General features: G+C 40.5%; 22 protein-coding genes. 20 read left to right on the top strand and 2 right to left on the bottom strand.

The genetic code is table 11. The features are described 5' to 3' along the window. The first annotated feature begins 8 nt into the window (after positions 1–8). From H9Q76_RS12360 to H9Q76_RS12340, 5 genes are all read left to right on the top strand, one after another. Entirely contained in the window at positions 9–563 is a 555-nt protein-coding gene (locus H9Q76_RS12360) for a TIR domain-containing protein (RefSeq protein ID WP_249321236.1), read from the top strand. Positions 564–1,054: 491 nt separating this feature from the next. Then, positions 1,055–1,738, top strand: coding sequence for a response regulator transcription factor (locus H9Q76_RS12355; protein WP_172674890.1), 684 nt, complete (start codon positions 1,055–1,057; stop codon positions 1,736–1,738). A gap of 51 nt (positions 1,739–1,789) precedes the next feature. Then, positions 1,790–2,743: an ABC transporter ATP-binding protein gene (locus tag H9Q76_RS12350; protein WP_009263183.1), complete on the top strand. Its 954-nt coding sequence runs from the start codon at positions 1,790–1,792 to the stop codon at positions 2,741–2,743. Further along, complete coding sequence (locus H9Q76_RS12345) at positions 2,736–3,581, top strand: ABC transporter permease (RefSeq protein WP_118734544.1); 846 nt, start codon at positions 2,736–2,738, stop codon at positions 3,579–3,581. The genes H9Q76_RS12350 and H9Q76_RS12345 overlap by 8 nt, the downstream gene beginning before the upstream one ends. Before the next feature lie 3 nt (positions 3,582–3,584). Next, a complete protein-coding gene (locus H9Q76_RS12340) occupies positions 3,585–4,493 on the top strand; it encodes a sensor histidine kinase (protein ID WP_118734543.1) in 909 nt (302 codons plus the stop codon). A 393-nt stretch (positions 4,494–4,886) separates the two neighbouring features. Here the strand turns inward: H9Q76_RS12340 and H9Q76_RS12335 are convergent, their stop codons facing one another. Together H9Q76_RS12335 and H9Q76_RS12330 are read right to left on the bottom strand one after the other, a co-directional pair. Next, a complete protein-coding gene (locus H9Q76_RS12335) occupies positions 4,887–6,056 on the bottom strand; it encodes a methyl-accepting chemotaxis protein (protein WP_249321235.1) in 1,170 nt (389 codons plus the stop codon). Between the two features lie 12 nt (positions 6,057–6,068). After that, on the bottom strand, positions 6,069–6,965 hold the full coding sequence (locus H9Q76_RS12330) for a methyl-accepting chemotaxis protein (RefSeq protein WP_249321234.1): 897 nt from the start codon (positions 6,963–6,965) through the stop codon (positions 6,069–6,071). Between the two features lie 255 nt (positions 6,966–7,220). On the opposite strand from H9Q76_RS12330, the gene H9Q76_RS12325 reads away from it, so the two are divergent. The 15 genes from H9Q76_RS12325 to H9Q76_RS12255 all read left to right on the top strand — a co-directional run bounded on the left by H9Q76_RS12325 (position 7,221) and on the right by H9Q76_RS12255 (position 20,348). Further along, a complete protein-coding gene (locus H9Q76_RS12325; RefSeq protein WP_249321233.1) occupies positions 7,221–9,326 on the top strand; it encodes a PTS sugar transporter subunit IIC/EAL domain-containing protein in 2,106 nt (701 codons plus the stop codon). A gap of 82 nt (positions 9,327–9,408) precedes the next feature. After that, a complete protein-coding gene (locus tag H9Q76_RS12320; protein WP_249321232.1) occupies positions 9,409–9,888 on the top strand; it encodes a DUF308 domain-containing protein in 480 nt (159 codons plus the stop codon). Positions 9,889–10,107: 219 nt separating this feature from the next. Beyond that, positions 10,108–10,506 (top strand): hypothetical protein, encoded by a 399-nt coding sequence (locus H9Q76_RS12315; protein ID WP_249321230.1) that lies wholly within the window; start codon positions 10,108–10,110, stop codon positions 10,504–10,506. A gap of 24 nt (positions 10,507–10,530) precedes the next feature. Then, positions 10,531–11,514 carry a diacylglycerol/lipid kinase family protein gene (locus H9Q76_RS12310; protein WP_249321229.1) on the top strand — a complete coding sequence of 328 codons (984 nt, stop codon included), beginning with the start codon at positions 10,531–10,533 and terminating at the stop codon, positions 11,512–11,514. Between the two features lie 80 nt (positions 11,515–11,594). Further along, entirely contained in the window at positions 11,595–11,945 is a 351-nt protein-coding gene (locus tag H9Q76_RS12305; protein ID WP_249321227.1) for an arsenate reductase family protein, read from the top strand. Positions 11,946–12,175: 230 nt separating this feature from the next. Next, on the top strand, positions 12,176–12,358 hold the full coding sequence (locus H9Q76_RS12300; protein ID WP_249321226.1) for a helix-turn-helix domain-containing protein: 183 nt from the start codon (positions 12,176–12,178) through the stop codon (positions 12,356–12,358). Between the two features lie 41 nt (positions 12,359–12,399). Further along, positions 12,400–12,780: a hypothetical protein gene (locus tag H9Q76_RS12295; protein WP_249321225.1), complete on the top strand. Its 381-nt coding sequence runs from the start codon at positions 12,400–12,402 to the stop codon at positions 12,778–12,780. A 142-nt stretch (positions 12,781–12,922) separates the two neighbouring features. After that, complete coding sequence (locus tag H9Q76_RS12290) at positions 12,923–13,750, top strand: phospholipase D-like domain-containing protein (RefSeq protein ID WP_249321223.1); 828 nt, start codon at positions 12,923–12,925, stop codon at positions 13,748–13,750. A 188-nt stretch (positions 13,751–13,938) separates the two neighbouring features. Beyond that, the gene (locus H9Q76_RS12285) at positions 13,939–14,106 is read left to right on the top strand and encodes a hypothetical protein (RefSeq protein WP_172678503.1); all 168 of its coding nucleotides are present in this window, start codon (positions 13,939–13,941) and stop codon (positions 14,104–14,106) included. Positions 14,107–14,218: 112 nt separating this feature from the next. Beyond that, positions 14,219–14,800: a TnpV protein gene (locus H9Q76_RS12280; RefSeq protein ID WP_249321221.1), complete on the top strand. Its 582-nt coding sequence runs from the start codon at positions 14,219–14,221 to the stop codon at positions 14,798–14,800. Between the two features lie 4 nt (positions 14,801–14,804). Further along, entirely contained in the window at positions 14,805–15,710 is a 906-nt protein-coding gene (locus H9Q76_RS12275) for a ParM/StbA family protein (RefSeq protein WP_055306297.1), read from the top strand. A gap of 21 nt (positions 15,711–15,731) precedes the next feature. Then, complete coding sequence (locus H9Q76_RS12270) at positions 15,732–16,163, top strand: ribonuclease H family protein (RefSeq protein ID WP_147581223.1); 432 nt, start codon at positions 15,732–15,734, stop codon at positions 16,161–16,163. A gap of 372 nt (positions 16,164–16,535) precedes the next feature. Continuing rightward, positions 16,536–16,904 carry a plasmid mobilization protein gene (locus tag H9Q76_RS12265; RefSeq protein WP_055306294.1) on the top strand — a complete coding sequence of 123 codons (369 nt, stop codon included), beginning with the start codon at positions 16,536–16,538 and terminating at the stop codon, positions 16,902–16,904. Further along, the gene (locus tag H9Q76_RS12260) at positions 16,877–18,850 is read left to right on the top strand and encodes a relaxase/mobilization nuclease domain-containing protein (RefSeq protein WP_055306293.1); all 1,974 of its coding nucleotides are present in this window, start codon (positions 16,877–16,879) and stop codon (positions 18,848–18,850) included. The genes H9Q76_RS12265 and H9Q76_RS12260 overlap by 28 nt, the downstream gene beginning before the upstream one ends. A 202-nt stretch (positions 18,851–19,052) precedes the next feature. Then, complete coding sequence (locus H9Q76_RS12255; protein WP_249321220.1) at positions 19,053–20,348, top strand: IS30 family transposase; 1,296 nt, start codon at positions 19,053–19,055, stop codon at positions 20,346–20,348. The last annotated feature ends 265 nt before the right edge of the window (positions 20,349–20,613 follow it).

The raw sequence follows: 20,613 nt of genomic DNA, 5'->3' as shown, positions 1-20,613 counted from the left end.
AACCACACGTGAACAGAACAGGTACATATGTTGCCTTTGACGGGCAGGGATCGACAGATCCTACAGAAAGCGATATTCATTATTTTAACTTGCTGAAGGCATGGAATAAATCTGGAAGTATAGATTTTAGGTTTACTAATTCACATGAAAAAACTTATCAGGTACGTGATAGCTCATCAAAAGCAACGCTTTTTAACAGATTAGAAACTAGATTATCAGCGAGTAAGAATTTTCTTCTGATTATATCGGATAAGACAAATTATGACAGAGGAATTCTTAATTGGGAAATTGAAAAGGCCGTTGATTATTATGAGTTGCCAATCATAATAGCATATCCAGGGTATTCTAAGATTGGCGCACCTTCAGAATTGAATAGCATGTGGACAAAATCTTTGGCGGAACGAATAAAAAATGCAAGGGCACATTGTATACATATACCGTTTAAAAAAGAACCGATATTTGACGCGATTAATCAGTTTTCTGTTGTTAATTCAAAGTATCCTAAGGGAGGCGCTTTGGGGTGTTACTCAGAGGAAGCGTATAAAAGCTGGGGTATTGTTTAGCAACGTGAAAACGAGCTTCGGCTTATATGCTATTCTGGGTACAATTTGGATACAGCAGCTTTGAAACCACATTAACAAGATACAAAATCGTATCAAAATGATACGGTTTTGAAACGCAATAACAATTAAGTAACATGAAAAATCAAATCCGAAAAAGAGTTTGAATAACGGATTAAAATGCCGAAAGCCTGTATTTATGCGGGCTTCCGGCATTTGTTTTATCAAATGGCTCTAGTTTGGCTCTATTTGTGGGCGGGATAAGGGTTGCGAAAGCACTGATGGAGAAATAAAGGCATAATGGTAAGGAAAAAGTGATATATGCATCTTGGAAGCACAGGAATACTGAAAATTATAAGTTCAGCTGGAACAAAAGTATGTTATGTACTGGAAAATTCCGGGGATCTGTGGGGAGTAATTGCGGGAAAAAAGGGAAAAGCGTATAATGCAAGAAAATAATGTTTTCACAGTGTAAAATAGAGGAGAGAACTATCATGCAGAAAATACTGATTGTAGAAGATGATACAAATATCAATAATCTGCTTCAGGAAGCATTATCCAAAGCAGGCTATTCCTGTGAGCAGGCGTTTTCCGGAACTGAGGCAAAGCTGCTTTTGAATATGCAGGAGCATAGCTATGCACTGGTGTTGCTGGATTTGATGTTGCCGGGAATTACAGGAGAAGCAGTTCTGGAGGAAATACGGAAAAAGGGAAATCTTCCGGTTATTGTTTTGACTGCGAAAGATAGCTTGGATGAAAAGGTAAAGGTTTTAACTAGTGGGGCTGATGATTATATAACGAAACCTTTTGAAATCAGAGAGGTACTGGCAAGAATTCAGGTACAGCTTCGTCATACAGAAGAAAAGGAAATAAAAGAATCTAACCTTTCGTTCAGAGAGATGGTATTGAACAAAGCTACTTTTCAGGTCAGCATTGGTGGAAAAATACTTCCTAAGATAACAAGACAGGAGTTTGCGATTTTAGAATTACTGCTCAGAAATCCGAAGCAGGTTTTCAGTAAAGAGGACATTTTTGAATATGCGTGGGACGAACCATATATGGGTGAAACAAAAACTCTGGATGTACATATAAGCAATATTCGTAAAAAGATAAAAACAGTTACATCTGAGGAATATATTGAAACAGTCTGGGGAATCGGTTATCGTCTTCATCTATAATCTTTACTCTTTTTTTACTATTTATTTGCGTTTGATTAGGATTATTCATTTATGATAAATGCAGATAAGAAAAAGGAGATGAAAAACTTGAGCGAAATGTTATTGGAAACAAGAAATTTGACTAAGCAATATGGACACCATAAAGCTGTGGACAGTGTCAATATGCATATTAAAAAAGGTGCTATTTATGGTTTTATCGGTCGGAATGGAGCTGGGAAGACAACTTGTCTGAAGATGATCAGTGGACTTTCCAAGCCAACTTGTGGAGAAATCGAGATGTTCGGATACAAGGGAAAGGATTTGCAAAAAGTTCGATCACGGATAGGATGTCTGATTGAGGCACCGGGACTTTATGGAAATATGACTGCATATGAAAATCTGAATATCAAATGCAAGCTGTTTGGAATAAAGAAAAAAAGTTATATTGAAGAAATATTGAGAATTATCGGTCTGGAGGATGTGGGAAAGAAAAAAACAAAACATTTTTCACTTGGAATGAAACAACGTTTGGGAATTGGTCTTGCTTTGGTTGGAGAACCAGATTTATTAGTTCTTGATGAGCCAATCAATGGATTGGATCCACAGGGTATTGCAGAGATCCGGGACACGATTCAGAGACTTCAGAAAGAGAAAAATATGACAATATGCATTTCCAGTCATATTCTTGAGGAATTATCGAAGATTGCTACTGATTATGGAATTATTCATAATGGAAGTTTATTACAGGAAATTACAAGAGAAGAATTAATAAGAAGATGCAGTGAACGGATAGAGTTGACATTGGATCATCCGAAACAGGCGATTCCGGTGATGGATTCTATGGGATTTACCAACTATCAGGTAACAGATAAAGAGCATATTCATATTTTTGAACGATTGAATGAAAGTGCAGCGTTGAATATGGAACTTGCAAAGTCAGGAATTCCGGTAAAAGGGATTTCCATAACCAGTGAAGAACTGGAAACTTATTTTCTGAATCTGACGGGAGGTGCGGATCATGCTTAATATAATAAAAATGGATTTATACCGGATGCTTAAAACCAAAAGTATGTATGTAATCTGGATCGTACTGGCTGCAATATTATTGATTACAACATCTTTATGCAAGACAGATTATGAGCTTTTGACTGAAAAGGATGCCATGAAACAGGAGCAGGTTACTGAACCTGCTGTGGATAATATTAATGTGGGAATGATGGTAACGTTGCCTACGGAGCCGGGAGAAAAGGTGACGGTATATGATATCTTTTTTGCCAATTCCCAAGGAAAATTGTATGCACTGCTTTTGGTGATTTTTACTGTTCTGTTTTCAACAGCGGATATCAGTAGCGGATATATTAAGAATATAGGAGGTCAGGTTAGAAATAGAGGAACTCTGATTTTTTCCAGGGCAATTGCCTTGGCTGTCTTTACGGTACTGACAATGGCAGGTGCATTCTTATTTCAGGCAGCGGCGAATGGTATTGTTTTCGGGGAATTGGAATGGGGAAATACAAAGGCAATTTTATCTTATTTTGTGACTGAACTGGCTCTTCATTATGCACTTGTGCTGATTTGTATGGCGATTGCAATTGTTTTGAAAAATAATGTAATCAGCATGGTCATTGCTGTCTGTCTTAGCATGAATGTAATGACCATTGTGTATGGGGTGATCAATAGTGCTATTCAAAAAATAGGAATTCAGGATTTCCAGATTTATAAGTATACGATAACAGGAAAATTATCACTGCTTCCTATGAATCCGAGTGGAAATGAGTGTTTGGCGGCATTTGGTGTGGCAATAGTGTTCATCGTTATGATGATATCAGTAAGCAACGTTGTTTTTCAAAAGAGGGATATTTAACGGATGTATATCGTAATTGGGATATTAGCAGGAATTATTATCTTACAATTTATTATTATGTGGAAATACCAGCGGCAGGTGAAAGACATCTGCCGCCAATTGGCGTTTATGATGAAACATGACAGTAACATGTTGATTAACCATGAATTTGATGTGGGTGGAATAGGAAAGCTTTCTGACAAGTTGAATGAGCTTCTGGAACTGCGAAGAAAAGAGAAGCAGCATTATCAGGAGAAAGAAGCTCTGATTACGGACACATATACAAATCTTTCTCATGATATCCGCACACCACTGACATCTTTGGACGGATATTTCCAGCTAATGGAAGAATGTGAAAATATAGAGGATCAGGAACGTTATTTAAGCATTATCCACGAAAGAATTCATAGTCTGAATGAAATGTTGGAAGAACTTTTTATGTTTACAAAGTTAAAAAACGAATCTTACAGTTTGGAATTGACATTGTGCTGTATGAACCGGATTTTGAAAGAAACAGTTTTTTCATACTATGATGAATGGGTAAGAATGGAAATTCAGCCGGATATTCAGATTACGGAAGAACAGTTGTATATACATGGAAACAGGCAGGGACTCCGCCGTGTTATCCAAAATGTGATAAAAAATGGGCTGGATCATGGAGAAAAGAAGATTAGCATTGTGTTGGAACGTGATCAAAATCAGGCGGTGCTTAGAATCAGCAATCAGGTTACACATCCAGAACAGATTAATATAGATCAGGTATTTGAGCGGTTTTATAAAGCAGATGTTGCCAGAAGTAAAACATCTACTGGATTGGGACTATCTATTGCAAAGGAGTTGGTTAGTCGGATGGATGGAGAGATTGAAGCAAAAATAGAAAAAAAAGAGTTTATTGTTGAAATGAACTTTCCGATTGTAACCGATGCTAAATAGTATTTTGCGACGTAGAGGGATAATCAATAATTTTTATTTATCCTTGCAGAAGCATTAGTTCTTATGTTAGGATACTATCTAAGGAAAGTACCCATGACAAGGCGTTAAGCGTCCGGGGGACACTTGTTTAGCACCGACCGAAACGGAGTGTAGACGTGGCGCCGATGACGACTTATGAGATCATTTCGATTTTCATTGGGATATTAGCATTGTTGATGTCCTTTGGTAGCTTGATTTTTGCAGACTTAACTCAACAGAATACGAACGAAAAACGCATGTCAATCAACTTGACATGCGTTTTTTATGACCATTTTTTACAGCTTGTTTAGCACCCTGCTTTGCAACAATACAACAATATTCATCGCATTCATGTAATGTATGCAGGTTGTCCAATTACAACCGACTCTTCACATAATCCCGAATAAAGAAATCATCTCCCGGCATCTGGCAGCCGACGATGTAAAGCCCCTCATTATCAGAGCAGCGGATAACACGTCCTTCCAGTACGTCGTGTTGAGGCAGGTCAAAGTTGTGAATTTTCACACGGATGTCGACGCCCTTATGGGTAGCAAAGTAGTTGTCATGTGTCAGGAATGCAAAGCCGTTTGCACTTAAGTTATCGAGCTTGCCTTCCATGGTTGTTGTGCCATCTGCCAGAGTGATCGTGCAGGCATTGGAGATATCCAGACGAGGGTATTTCCGGCGGTTGTTAATCTTCGGACGGGATTCAATCTGAATCGTGAAGTGGGAAGCCGCTTCTTGCGCGGTATGGACAATCTTAGCCGGATCCCAGCAGTAAAGCACGTTGCCGACAGTTACTTGCAGCTTACGTTCTGTCACCTCCGTAAGCTTCGGTGCATTTGCAAGGGTGATTGATAACGTATTGTTCTCACGTGTCAGTACCTCGCCGTAATAGTTCTTTCCGTCCTTCAGTGCCACACTCAGTTTCATGCCAGGCTGTACATCTTCGGTTCCCATGAAACCACCGATTCCAAGCTCGCACATGAGGGATTCGATGACGGTCTCAATGGAGTTGATGCTGTTGGCTGATTCATCGTATTTGCTGAGCATGCGGTTGTTGATCTCATTGGAGTCGCTGATGCAGGTTGTCATGTCGCCGACGATATCCGTTACCTGATTCAGATTGTCCACAAGATGGATGTTGGAAGCCTCGACTTCCTTCATGGCGTGGTCGATGACCTGAATATTCTCACCGATCTTATTCGTATCGGAAGCGATTTCCGTCATACTCTTACCGGTCTGCGTGACCTTGGTCAATGTGAGCTGGATCAGCTTCAGGGTTTCTTCCATCGAAGCGGTCATCCGCTCAGAAGTCTCTTCAAGATGCTCGAGAGCCTGCCGAATCTGATTGGAAGAGGACTTGGTTTCCTCGCTTAATGTACGGATCTGATCGGCTACGACTGCAAATCCCTTTCCGGATTCGCCGACGCGGGCAGCTTCAATCGATGCATTTAATGCAAGAAGATTCGTCTGAGATGTGATATTCTCGATGACACCGGTTTCGTTCTTCACCATGGCGAATTCAGATTTGAAATTCTGCAATGTCTGCTCGATCTACCCGGAGAGCGAAGCCATCGTGTTCGTCGTTGTTACAAGATCTGCCAGATCCTCGGAGCTTACCTTCGCGTGCTGCACCGAAGTGCTCGCAAGTGAGACCATTTGCTCAATCATCTCTGCCACATGGTTGACCTGTGCGTGTATGTCGGATGTCATTTCGTTTGACGAGGTTGTACTGCTCTGCAAGTCAGAGTTATGATCGCTGAGCCGGTTCAGGCTGTCTACAACAATCGTGGCACCGTGTGTGTTCTCGGATGCAAGCTCACGGACAACGGTAATGCCGTTTGTGATCGTGTTACATGCCTGCTTTACCTGTTCCACAGTCGTGACAACACGATGAAGGTCTGCCTTGATGCTGTCTGTCATGGCACCGTCAGACTCAATCAGGTGCTTGATGGACATGACATAGCAGATATAGCAGAGTATGATACAGGCGAGCTCGAGCTGATAATTCTTCATATCGGAGGCGGAGTTGAATCCCTGTGAGATACGATAGGCAGCACCTCCGACGATAATCAGGGAGTTTGCGATTCCGCAGCTTACCATGAATCGGATACTCTTATAGAGGACCAGAAGACTTGTCACAGGAAGAATATACGTGAATGCAATCGGGGATTCTGTCGTGCATACCACAAATGTATAGAAAATACCATACCCAATGACCAGATTAAACTTGTATTGGTCGGTGTCAAAGCCCTTTACACGAAGCAGAATCTCGCCCGAGATAATCGGAAGCCAGCAGAGAACTAAAAAAACAATATAATAAGAAGTGCCACGTAGATGGTTTGCTACATCAGCACCATAGTTGGCAGAAAGTAATGCTACGAAAATAATCCAGATCCGTCTGGCTCTCCGGTTCGCCTTTTCCTTAAAAACAGATCCGCCGTAATTCATAATTTTTCTCCTTCGTGGAATATATATCCGTGGCAATCTGTTGCTCATCAGTTTCATTCGTTTTTATAAGGTGTCTGTAAATACATCTGTCGTAAACTTTATTATAGCATAGTATTGTTATAAATGTAATTACAGATAATGTATTTTCTCCTGGGGTGAATGTGAAAGAATTGGTAAATAGGAAAGTTCAGATGTGGTTGAGCTTGTGCTGTATCCATGTTATAATAAAGTATTATGAATTGAGGAAATATACGAATGAAAAAAATGGAAAACAGAGTATTAAAAGCAACGAATAAGATAGAAAAAAGCTGTGCCTTTGGTGCGATCCGCAAGGGGATGATTATGCTTATTCCCCTGCTTGTTGTTGGCTATGGCGCATTGATGATCATGAGTCTGCCGATAGCAGGCTATCAGGATTTTATTGCACATATCTGGTCAGGTCATGTTATGGATATGCTGCAATTTATATATCATGGTGTAAATGATATTTTTGCGGTTTTGCTTGCAGTGACGACGAGTGTCAGCTATGCGCTGATCAAATCCAGAAAGAAAAGTGGATTTGTGGAGCCGGGGGATGCGATTGTACTGGCGGTTGTTACGCTTGCCAGTTTTGCCGGATGTGCAGGAATCCAATATGGGAGTTTTTCGATAAAGGCATTTAGCAATATGAATACATTCACTGCACTGTTTGTATCCCTTGGTGCAGGATTTTTGTATTTCAAATTAAAGGATATAAATTTTATGTCAGTGAGAAACAAGGAAATAGATACTGACAGTGGTTATATGCATGCAATCAATGGAATTGGCTGTACTTTGGGGATATTATTCGTGTTTAACTTGTTTCATCAGGTACTATATGTGACGAGCGGGGTAAATGGAGTACAGGAATTGTTTGAGCTTGGAGTAAATCGTCTGTTTGGTTCGATTGATAATAATTTCTGGTCTGGAATCTTAATCATTGTGGAGACACATGTATTTTGGTTTTTTGGGGTGCATGGAAACAATGTATTAGATGTTGTGATCAAACAGAATTTCTCAGATGTATCTGTTGGTATATTCAGCAAGTCTTTTCAGGATGTGTTCGTAATCATGGGGGGAACCGGCGTGATGATCTGCCTTGTAATCGCGGTTTTGCTGTTTGCGAAGACGAAGAGTCTGCGGAATGTTGCGGGTATGGCGGCACCGGCAGTTTTGTTTAATATCAGTGAGATTGCGTTGTTTGGAGTTCCGGTCATTTTGAATCCGATCTTTATTGTACCATTTTTGGTAGTTCCGATCCTGAATTTCCTGATTACATATGCGGCAATGTATTTTGACATTGTTCCACATGTGGTAGCATCGGTGGAGTGGACAACGCCAGTTCTTCTGAGTGGATATCAGGCAACTGGTTCGTGGAAAGGAGTAGTGCTTCAGCTTATATGTATTGTGATCGGCGTGTTTGTATATCGTCCGTTTATCCGGATGTTTGAAATGCAGCGCCGGCAGCAGATGATACAGAATGTGAACCAATTGGTAGAAGAATACAAAAAGCAGGAAGAAAGTGGAGTTCTGTTCGCATTTACAAAACGGGAAGATGTATGTGGAAATACGGCACGGCTGCTGGCCGGCGAATTGAAGGAGGCAATTGAAAATCACAGTCTGTTTCTGATGTATCAGCCACAGGTGGACAAGAATGGGCATTGTTCTGGTGCGGAGGCTTTGATTCGGTGGAATCATCCCGTGTTTGGAAATATTTACCCACCACTTATCATTCAGCTTGCAAAAGAACTTGGAATTATGCATGCGCTTGATGCAGCAATCTTAGATGAAGCGGCAGCGGCGAGAGCCAGACTGACTGATTATGTAGACGAAAGCTTTGATATCTCTGTCAATCTGACCAATGCGTCACTGCAGTGGGATGGATTGGTGGAAGCGGTGGAAAACAGCGTGAAGACACATGGAATTTCCTGTAGCCAGTTGTGTCTTGAAATCACTGAGCAGGACGCGATATCTTCGACAGAGGATGTGGTACATAAAATAGAAGAATTGAAAGCACACGGACACCGGTTTTTGATTGATGATTTTGGGATGGGGCATACCTCCCTGCTCTACTTGCAGACGGGATTTTTTGCAGTCGTGAAACTGGATGGATCTTTGACGCGGAATGTGCTTGAAAACGAAACCAATGCGGAAATCATCGGTTCGATCACCAAGCTTGGGGAGTCGATTCATTTTACAACGATTGCAGAATGGGTGGAGTCAAAAGAACAGTTAGAGAAGCTGAAAGCATTGGGGTGTGATGTATTCCAGGGCGCTTATTACAGCCGGGCAATCGGGTATGAAGATCTGGTTGAATGGCTTATATCATACAGAGATTCATAATTGTCCGTTGCATTTGAGGCAGATATGAAGTAAGCTGTTGGATGAGTTATTATAGGAGATAATTGATAAGGAGGAACAACATATGAACCAGAAAGAAAACGTAGCGTCAGCTTTGGGATCCATATTGCTTGGAATTTTGCTAATTGTTATGAAAGGAAAAATTATTACCGCAGCCATTACGCTTCTGGCAGTATTTGTAATTGTTGGAGCCATTATGGATTTTGTGGCAGGACTCGTAAATTATGGAATTGTGAAGTCAGTTGCCGGAATCTGTATTTTGGTATTTGGCTGGGTATTTGCAAGTCTTGCATTCTATATTCTGGCAGCAGGAATCATTATAATGGGGCTTCTGCAGATCTCTTCGATCAAGAAGACCATGCCGGTTAACCTGACAGCCGGAGAGCGGTTTCAGGAATATTTCAGACCGGGGCTGATGGTGGCTGCGGGTGCGTGCCTGCTCTTCAACCAGAGCGGAACGATTGCGTGGGTATTTATTGCAACGGGTGTGCTGTTGGTAATAAATGGTATCATGACGTTGGTTGGCGCAAATAAAACCTATTAGGTATAGGTAATTGAACTATGAGTTTAACTGTAATGGTGAAATAAGTCTTGTATATCTAAACGGAATGCGTTATACTAACAATAGCTTCGGAAAATCAGAGTATTTTCTTGAATGAAACTAAATAGAACGAAGAAGGCAGATTGTAGACGAAGATAGACAGTTCTACAAGTCTGCCTATTTTTATCAAAAAATCTATTGTTTTTATTCAAGGAGGTATGTATGATGAATACAACAACTACAATCGATAAGGCAACAAATAACCAGAATGCATTTAATTATGCAGTTTATATGATGCTCGGCAGCTACTTCAAGCAGATGGAAGCTGTGTCCGAGTGTTATGTCCAGAAGCTGTATCTCTACTATGTGGAGAATAAGCGGGAGCACCAATACAGCTTTGAGGATATTGCAATCCGTTTTGTGGAGCGGGTTTTGCAGAAGCAGCTGCCAGAGGAGATCTGGCAGGAGCGGGTGCTGGTATCGTTCTTTGCGAGGGACGGCAGGAACTATGTTGCCTTCCAGGGAGCCCGTTACACATTGGTTGTGCAAAACGACTACCGTGAAGCACGCACGAAGCTGCAGTATCAGCTGTATGAAGATACGCCCGCTATCGAGAGATAGCGGCGTGTGGAAAGGATAACAAGAATGTACCATATAATCGTAAATCCGACCTCATCTTCTGGAAAAGGAATGGATGCATGGAGGGAGATAAAAGACATATTAGACCGAAAAAACGTGGCGTATAAGGTGTATGTACTGCGGAAGCCGGGAGAAGCAACGATGGTTGCAGGGAAACTTACAGCAGGAAGGAACATGGCTTTAAACGAAACGGCTGCTATGGATCAAAGCAAGGAAGTGGTTCGGGGAAATGAGGAAGATATCAATATTTTAGTGATTGGCGGCGACGGAACATTAAATGAAGTCCTAAATGGGATTCAGGAATTTGATCATACGACGTTATCGTGTATTCAGACAGGATCCGGAAATGATTTCGCTAGAAATATGCATTTGGAAAAGAATGTGGAACGTGCAATTACGCATCTGCTTGAAAATCCGGAGGAAATTGCGCTTGATTATGGAGAAGTGACAACGAATCATCAGGGAAGCAGTGCAAAACGATTTTTAATTAGTTCTGGGGTTGGCTATGATGCAAATATCTGCGAAGAGGTCAGCCGGAGCCGACTGAAAATGGTGTTAAATAAGATTCATCTTGGTAAATTGGTGTATGTGCTGATCGGCGTTAAGCAGATATTTGCAAAGAAAACGGTACGCGCAAAATTATACCTGGACGATGCGCCGGTGATGAAGCTTCCGGAGCTGTTCTTCGTCGTTGGGATGAATCATATGTATGAAGGTGGTGGAATCCCATTTTGCCCAAACGCAGATCCGACAGATGGAAGATTGGATGTCTGCCTAGTGAAAGGCATGTCAAGGTTGAAGCTTCTTCTGGCAGTTGTGCTTGTTTATTTCAAAAAACATTTGTTGTTTAAGGACATTACGAATCACAGGTGTAAGAAGATGCGTCTGGTGACGGAGACACCGCAGTGGATACATATGGATGGTGAGACACCATATCAGGTAAGCGAGATTATCTGGGAGAGCAAGGGCAAACTGCGGTTTGTGCGGTAAATTCAGAATGTAAGAAATAAAATAAGATATGATACAAGGGCGTGAAGTTATAAATACGCACGCAGAAAAGGAGATCTACAATGGAATTTATATGTTACCCAAAATGTTCCACCTGCCAGAAGGCAAAGAAGTGGTTAGATGAAAATAAGATTGAGTATACCGAACGTCATATTGTAGAAGCGAATCCAACGGAGGAGGAGTTAAAGACGTGGTATGACAGGAGTGGGCTTCTGCTTAAGAAGTTTTTTAACACAAGTGGCATGCTCTATAAGGAAATGAAGTTAAAGGACAGGCTTCCAGAGATGAGCGAAGAGGAACAGATCAAGCTTCTTGCGACGAATGGTATGTTGGTGAAACGACCATTGGTTGTGGATGAAGAAAAGGTGCTGGTTGGCTTTAAGGAAGCGGAGTGGAAGGAAAAGTTGATATAGGTATAGATGTGTACTCCTCGCAAGGACAATGATGTTGTTGCGGGGAGTTTTTTATATAAGAGTAAAGATTTACTAGAAGATATTGTTTAGCATAGGATAGAAAATTCTTATAAGAATATTCATAATTGGAATAATGGATTGTATATATAAGAAGTATATGATAACATGCAAGAACAATAGAAATAAGAAATTACGCGATATATGAAAGGGGTGAAGGTATGGAGGGCGTAATGAAAAGGATAAAAGAAGAGCGAGTGAAAAGAGGGCTTAATCAGACAGCAATAGCTAGATATTTAAATATATCCCAATCAACATATTCCAAGATCGAAAAAGGATCTCAAAAGTTACTGGCTGAGGATCTTGTTAAGCTAGCATTTTTTTTTGATATGTCGATTGATGATTTTTGGAGATGACAGTATGAGTAATAAATTATAAGGAAAAGTTGGAGAAAGTAATGAAAAGAAAAAATGAATTTTTATATGAATTTATATATGAACAGCTAGCAAATGGTGTAAAACGTACATTTGTTCAAATTGATGAAATTGCTAAACAGAGATTAGGAGATTTATATAATCAAAAGCAATTAAGAAATTTACTGTATAATTTAGTATCAAAAAATGAACTTGGCCAAGATGGGAATGAATATTATTGTTTGTGTAAAAAGGAAATCGGAATAATATCAGAATATCTGCGAGAATTAGAAAATATATGTAGGAAAACGGAACGAAAATTAAAAAATCCATTTGAAAATTATCATGGTCAAGGTCTCCTAGAGGCAGAAAAACTTTATAGAATAAATAAAGAAGTTTTAAAATTGATCAAGTCATATGAGTAAAATTTAAAAGAATTCTAAGAAAAGCGGCGTTATAGCGCCGCTTATTTAGATGATTTTGATTGTTGGTTCTTTGAGCCGCATATGCTATAATTTGATAAGACTTTAACACGGAATGATTTCGAAGATATGGGGAGTACAGATCATGAACACAATTGACGAGTTAAAACATGGATTTGAAACTGCGTTTATAGATGCAAATATAACATCAAATTTGGCATATAAACCGCAATTTGTATCAAACAATTACAAAGAGGGAAAGAAAGTTCTTGCATCTATTGAGGAAGAACTTTTGGCGTGCGACTGTTTTCAAATTAGTGTTGCATTCATCACATTAAGTGGGATTGAACCGTTGCTCCAAACATTAAAAGAGTTAGAGAATAAACATGTTCCAGGGCAAATACTTACAACAAACTATCTTAATTTCACAGAACCAAAAGCTCTTAAAAAGTTGAATGAGTTTGAAAATATTACATTAAAAATGTATGATATAGATGATGCTCATGGCGGATTTCATACAAAAGGATATATTTTTAAGAAAGAAGAAATCTATCGAATCATCATAGGTAGTTCCAATATGACAAAGTCTGCGCTTACAGTGAATCGAGAATGGAACACAAAAGTGATTTCAACAGAGCAGGGGGAAATGGCCCAGGAGATTATTTCGGAATATGAGGCATTGTGGAATTCCGAATACGCAATTGAATTTGATGACTTTTATGAGAAGTACAAAGAGCAATATGAGATTATTAAGCAGCAGAAACAGATTGCGAAACAAGAACCTGTAACATCTCTTGAAAAATATAAATTACACCCAAATAAAATGCAGCTTGCATTCATATCCAATTTGAGACAAATTGTGGGTGCAGGACAGGAAAGGGCACTTTTGATTTCGGCGACAGGGGAACGTGGTATATTTGTGACAGGTGGAAGAAACCCAGGATTTACAAGGGTTTCGGAAGCCTGGTCCTAGACGTTTCCGTGTGAAAATTGTCCGGATTAGCTCTGGACGGGAAAACTTAACAGGTATTTTTGCTGATAGGACTAAATTGACACAGAGAATCGAAGATTTAATCGGTTCCATATTGAAGTCAATATGGTCTTATTTTTTATACCCTTTTTTCGGGTGGCTCCCGATGGGTGGAAAGGAGAGTTGAATTTATGATTTTAGAATTTGTTGGCAGAGTTTTACTGAATGTTTTAAAGGCTATGGTATGGATGGCGTTGTTAATGCTTCGGTGTGTACTGGGATTGGCGAAGCTGACATTATTAGTGTTTGGGCTGGTTGCAAGAGTATTTCTTGTGTTTGCTAAGGCAGTAGTCGATTAGGATGGAATGGTGATTTTTGTGTGTTCCAGCGTTACAGATAATTTAACTGTCAGGTGTGGACAGCATTTATACATAGCTTCGCAAGAGGCAATGAGAAAGGAGGATTTTCTGCATGGCAGAACATTTGAGGGCAGTAACTCTCCGCGGGCTGGCGTTAAGGCAAATAACGATATTTTTAAGGCGCAAGGCGCAGAAAGGACTTTTTATGGAAGAAAAAGCAAAGGTGACTGCAGCACCTACAATTGCAGAACAGTGTGGTATTAAGTACAAAGAGGTGGATGGATTGTTTTATCCGATTTTGGGAGAGTCGGATCCGAGAAGTTATGCAAGTCTTGGAAAGTATGGACACCGTTATCTCAGGGTTTTGATGGAAAATGACCGTTATCTGTATAACAAGTATTTTATGCAAGGGGTACTTTTTGATAAAGCAGCGGAATATGAGAATTATGCATGGCAACTGTATGACACTGTTTTACAGGGAATAAGCAAGGTAAGAGGAATTGCTTTGGATACTTTGGAAGAAAAAGGATTTCAGGTAACATTTCATGAAAACATGCAGGCGGCAATGACAGCAGATGAGATTGTAACAGAGGATTTGTTTGCAACAATTGATTACAACAAGCGTGTACGTCTGGAACATGCAAAGGAAAATATCGCATTTGAACATGCGGAGACACAGAGAATGGAGGCATGAGTTTATGGAAGAGAAAAGAATTTATTATGTGGGAATTGACCACGGGAATCATTTAATGAAAACATCAAACCATGTGTTTGAGAATGGTGTGGAAAGGCAGGCTGTAAAGCCTACCTTCCAGGCTAATACACTGGTTTATGATGGAGCATTTTATAAGATTGGAGAAAAGCGTAACAGTGTGAAGGACAGTAAGCTTGCAGATGATGATTATTATCTGTTGACACTTGCGGCACTGGCAAAGGAATGTCAGTCAGGGAATATTCCAAATGGTGCCAGAGTGGTGCTTGGAGTCGGACTTCCTTTAAAACAGTTTGCAACGGTAAGAAAGCAGTTCGTGAAATATTTGAAACGTGGAAATCAGCCAGTGCATTTTAAATTTGAGGATGTGGCATATGATTTTACCATTGAAAATGTACTGGCATTTCCGCAGTGTTATGCAGCAGTGGCAGACAGGCTTGGCAGTATGAAGGGGGAATATCTGATTGTGGATGTGGGTTCCTGGACGATTGATATCATGCATGTGAAGGATGGTGTTCCAGTGGAAAGTAAATGTGAGACCTTCACGGAGTCCATGATTTCTGTTATTCAGGAAATCAAGAGCAGAAGCAGTGAGGTTTTTGGAAAAGAGATTTCGGAGAATGTGATTACAGATTATATCAGCAATCTTGGCGGCAATTATCCGGAAAAGTATGCAAGGATTATGGACGAGTCGCTTGAAAAGTTTGTTGCAAGAGTGGAAGGAGTTCTGAAAGAGAACGGGCACGATACGGAATTTACCAACATTATTTATGTGGGTGGCGGAGCAAAGGCAATGGAGAGATTTGGAAAACATGGGGATAACATTTCATATGTGACGGATGTCAGAGCCAATGCAAAGGGCTATGAGTTTCTTGCAAAACAGATGGCATAAAGGCAGGTGGTACACATGGTAATGGGATTTAGAGAGAGGCGGCTTGGCTGCCGTCTCTATGTGGACCGCCAGTCGGATGCAAATATTCTGAAAAAACTGGACAGGATGCTTGTGGATGGAAGCTATTCAAATCAGACGGAGCTTATCAAGAGAGGTATCGAGCTGGCTTATGAAGAAGTGTATGGAGAAGAAGGTGGCAGGTCCTCCGGTATGTCTGATGTTGATATAAAGAAGCTTGCAGGAGAGATTGCCGGGGCATTGAAGCCGGAAATCGAGAAATTACTTGTAAAGTATGAGGTGAGAGTTGACACAGCGGAAACACCATCATCACCAACACCCACTTTAGCATCAACGCATGATGCACCACAGGATAATACGGCATCTGTCCCTGATGATGAAGTCATTATTCCAAGTCAGACATTCAATTTTCTAAAAGGACTGAATGATGATTAGGCAGCTACGTCAGCGACGTCGAATTGACGACAATGGAATCCTGAATGACGGCAGATTGATGTCATTCATATATAAAATAAATATATCTGACGGCAAACTGACGCCAGTTAGCGGATGGTTTGCTGTCGGTATTTTGGCACATATTTTGTGCCATATATTGGGTGCAGGAGCTCCTGCCAAGATGAAAAAATGGTAATTGCGGTTAGCAATTATATTTTTTCGGGGAAAGGTCCGACCTTTCCCGAATCTTGCAAAACAAGTGAACAGCAACAGAAGCAGGTTCTAAAGAAGAATAAAAAAAGGAGGTCACAGCCATGAGCATGGTAAGTGAGATTGTGATGCAATTAATTTTGAGAATTGGAGGTTATGTGTATGGCAGATGGAAACAGAAGATACAGGTCTGACAAAAAGCTATATAAGGTTTCTTTTAAGTTGTCAGAGGAAGATAAGCGACTGTTGGAAGAGGGGGCAAAAAAGGCTGGAATGAATATCAGTGAATACCTGCGCAATCTGGTGCGTGGCGGTGGAAATGTGGATGCATCTTTTACGACAGACAGGGGGATTTTTATCAGACAGATAACAGGAATTGCTACCAATGTGAATCAGATTGCGAAGGTAGTAAATACCCAGGGATATGGTTACACGAGGGATATCCTTGCTGTTAAGCAGGATTTGGAGGATGTTAAGAGGCTGATGAGGGAGGTGCTTACGGTATGGCAATCACTAAGATACAGTGCCTGAATGAGGCACATACCGGGAACCCGGCGGCACATCTTAAGAATGCTCTTTCGTATATTCAGAATCCAGAGAAAACAGAGGAAAATGTTATGGTGGGCAGTATAAACTGCCTTCCGGATACAGCCTTTGAGCAGATGATGGATACGAAGGTTACTTTCGGAAAAACAAATAAGCGACAGGGATATCACATTATCATTTCCTTTGCACCGGGAGAAGCGACAGAGGAACAGGCGCTGGATATCGTGGCACGTTTTGCACAGGAATACCTGAAGGATAAATATGAGGCAGTATATGCGGTTCATAATGATAAAAAGCATATGCATGGGCATATTGTTTTTAATAGCGTCAGTTTTGAAACGGGGATGAAGCATGAGTGCAAAAAAGGGGAATGGAAGCATCGTATGCAGCCGATTACAAACAGACTCTGTAAAGAGTACGGACTGTCTATTGTGCCAGCAGAGTATGTAAAAGAGCCTAAAAATTTATCAAGGAAGGAATGGGAGCGTGAACAATGTTTTCGCAAAATGATTCTGGCAGATGCAGAGTTTTGCCAGAGTCAGGCGGGAAGCTTTGACCATTTTATATTCCTGATGAAGAGAATTGGGTATCAGTTTGAGTACGGGAAGTACCTTTCGGTAAAGGTTCCGGGTGGTAAATGGTATCATGAACTGGATAAGCTGGATGAACGCTTTTCAAAGGAAAAATTCCGATTTTATCTGGATATGCCTTTTTCCAGACCGAGATTTGTTGTGGGTAATACTGTGGCAATTCATAAACGTGGAATAACGGATTTTCAAATGAAGTATTATCGCAGAATCTATCAGGCGAGAATGGTGGAACAGCGCCGATTTGATAAGCATTCTGCATATCTTGCGAAAGAGCTGGAGCGTATGAAGCAGCTGCAGGAACAGTATTTGTTTCTTGTGAATAATAATATCAAAACTGTGGAGGGACTTGTGACTTATCAGGTTTTGGGAGAGCGGGATGTAGAGAAAATCTCTGAACGTCAGCAGGAATTGTATCAGCAGAACAGAGCAAGAAAACGTTCTTGCAAAACAGAGGAGGATATTCGTGATTACCAGATCTGGCATATGGGAGTACAGGCGGAGCTGGACGAACTTAAGGCGGAGAAAAAAGCACTTAATAAGAATTTGAGGATTGCTGAAGGGTGTGTAGAAGAGTATAAGAAGTTTTCAATGTTGGATTTTTCAACTAGTGAGGATGAGATTCGTAATTCAATAGAAGTGCCGGAGTATCCGTATGCGGAGGAGAAAAATATTGCGCTATCTGTTAATGATGCAGTGTCTGATATGGAAGATATTTCAGTAATGAATGAATCAGAGGATTATGATATTTCGTTAGGCGCAGAGGTATGTGAACAAATTTCAGCAGAAGATACCATGGATGCCACAGTAGGAGATGCCAGCGAAGCGAATAATGTGGAGAAATATGTTGGTGATCGGCCAGATGATAAAGGCAGCTATGAGGCATACAAAAAGATGACTCCAATGGAAAAGGCTCAGATGCATGGATTTAGGGAACTAAATAGTTACGACACAGTTAGGTCAGTTGTACAGATGAAGTTTCTGGACATGGGGCATATTGCAGATGTGGATGAACTTCTGGAAGAGACGGATTTGATTTATAAGGGCATGTGTGAATTGGTTGTCAAAAATAAGACAGAAGAGGTGCTGGATGAGATTAAACAGCGGGGAATTGCTTTTGATGATTTGCCTGTTATCGAGAAGGCAAGGATGCTACAGTTTCAGCCGGACAATAATTCATACAATATTCAGCTGTACAGTGCTGTTTGCAAGGTATGTGGAGTTGATACTTCTGATGAGGATAAGATATTTGAAGATTATCAGGCTATTTATGAAAAGACATTGGAAATGGAGCAAGAAAGGGTTATTGAAAGAAAGGATGGAGACAGAGAGAGGGCACGATAGCGTGCCCTCTGTCAATATAGGGCTTATTGGCTTAATTGTAATCCAAGATTCCATACCAGCTATCTTGGATAAGTGTAAAAGTTAATAGTTATCAGTGTAAAAGAAAGGTATGGATTTTCTTTTACAAATGAATTGAGACTGACTGGATAGTTGGTCTCTTTTCTGTTATGCTTTGATTTCTGGCGGCTGGAAAGGAGTCACCATGTCAAAGTTTTTATCTTATGAAGATCGAATGATTATTGCTCAACGCCTTCAGGAGAATGCATCCTTTGGGGCAATTGGCAAAGAGTTAGGAAAGGACCGTACAACCATTGCCAAGGAGATTAAAAAGTATTCCTATGACAAGAAAAGCGGTCGTCCTGGATATCCGTATAATCCTTGTAAATTCCGTGCTACATGCAAAGCAAAAAGGATTTGCGGAACAAGCTGTACACACCAATCTGCTTACAAATGCAGCCTGTGCTCTGAATGCATCTTACATTGTTCTGATTTTGTAGAAGATGTCTGTTCTGTCAAAAATAAGCCACCTTATGTTTGTAATGGCTGCAGTCAGCTGTCGAAATGCACGTTATTAAAACGTATTTATGATCCGGCAGATGCACATGAGCGTGCACATCATGCTGTTTCGGAAGCCAGAACCGGTATCATGTCCAACGAAGATGATATTGCAAGAATTAACGGGATCATCAGTCCTTTAGTTAAAAACGGGCAGTCGCTTCATCAAATCTATCTTGCTCATGTAGATGAACTGATGTGCAGTGAAAAGACATTGTATAACTATGTGGATGCCCAGCTCTTTGATATCAGGAACATTGATCTGCCCCGTAAAGTGAAATACCGTCCCCGTTATAAGAAGCCTGAATTTAAAGTTGACCGGGGCTGCCGTATTGAACGAAGCTACGCTGACTTTCAAAAATATCTGGGAGCAAACCCGGAAACGACCATTGTACAAATGGATAGCGTGATTGGTCGTGTGGGAGGAAAATGTCTTCTTACCATACACTTTGTAGAAAGCAGTCTCATGCTGGCTTTTTTGCGGGACGCAAATACATCAGCCTCTGTAATAGAGATCATAAACTTATTGGATGAAGTCCTTGGGGCAAAAACATTTAATAGCTTGTTTCCGGTTATTCTGACAGATAACGGAAGTGAGTTTTCAAATCCAAAGGAAATCGAAAAACGTAGCACCATTCCATGCAATAGAACAAAGATATTTTATTGCGATCCAAGTGCTCCTTATCAAAAAGGAGCCTGTGAAGTCAACCATGAATTGATACGTCGTATCCTGCCAAAAGGAAGCAGTTTCGATGAGCTGACACAACAGGATATTACTCTGATGATGAACCATATCAATTCTTATAAAAGAAAAAAGCTGAACAACCGTAGCCCATACGAAACATTCAGCTTTTACTATGGAGAAGATGTGCTTAAGAGACTGGGATGCTCACCGGTTGCCGCCGAGAACATCATCTTAAAGCCTAAACTTCTCAAAAAGTAACAAATAAATTTGCTGAGTGCCGCCAGAGCCAGAATAGAACAACTCTATCCAATCAAAAACGGGGATGGATTCTCCGAATACAAAAATTTCGAGAGAGAATTGATCTCTGGTTGTTGTACGCAAATTTATTGCTGAACGTATTATATCATATCGAAATAGAAATGAAAATTCGGGAATCTTGCTTACAAACCGGGAATTTCATTTACAAACCGGGAATCTCGCTTACAAAACAGGATTTTCATTTACAAAGAGGGAGTCTTGGGTT

Origin of the sequence: Wujia chipingensis (assembly GCF_014337155.1) — a bacterium.
GTDB classification, from domain to species: Bacteria; Bacillota; Clostridia; order Lachnospirales; family Lachnospiraceae; genus Coprococcus_C; species Coprococcus_C hominis.
Note: the sequence above shows the minus strand (reverse complement) of the source record. Positions and strands in the feature narration are given on the sequence as shown.